This is a genomic window from Aquabacter sp. DMC10 (genome assembly GCF_056314145.1).
Window position 1 is genome coordinate 1 of the sequence record NZ_JBQUYX010000019.1, and the last position, 611, is coordinate 611.

At 64.5% G+C, this 611-nt stretch carries 1 protein-coding gene; it reads right to left on the reverse strand.

Going from position 1 to position 611, the window contains the following annotated elements; all coding sequences use genetic code 11:
• Positions 1 to 602: GTP-binding protein (locus tag ACT54L_RS24925; RefSeq protein WP_476088356.1), on the reverse strand; the 602-nt coding region annotated here is incomplete at its 3' end.
• Positions 603 to 611: the final 9 nt, after the last annotated feature.

The window sequence follows — 611 nt, forward strand, 5'->3', positions numbered from 1 at the left end:
TAGGCGTCGACTTCTTCCATCAGCTTCAGGATGGCGTTCTTGCCGAGCTCGGGGTTGCCGTTCTCGAGCGCCACCAGGGCCGAACCGCGCACGATCGGGATGTCGTCGCCGGGGAAGTCGTACTTGGACAGAAGCTCGCGCACTTCCATCTCCACGAGCTCCAGCAGCTCGGGATCGTCGACCATGTCGCACTTGTTCAGGAACACCACCAGGGCGGGCACGCCCACCTGGCGGGCCAGCAGGATGTGCTCGCGGGTCTGCGGCATCGGGCCGTCGGCCGCGGACACCACCAGGATCGCGCCGTCCATCTGCGCCGCGCCGGTGATCATGTTCTTCACATAGTCGGCGTGGCCGGGGCAGTCCACGTGCGCATAGTGGCGGTTCGTGGTCTCGTATTCCACGTGCGCCGTCGAGATCGTGATGCCACGCGCCTTTTCTTCCGGCGCCTTGTCGATCTGGTCGTACGCCGTGAACGTCGCGCCGCCCGTCTCGGCCAGGATCTTCGTGATCGCAGCCGTCAGCGACGTCTTGCCGTGGTCAACGTGACCGATCGTGCCGATGTTGCAGTGCGGCTTCGAGCGGTTGAATTTCTCTTTGGCCATGGGACTCTC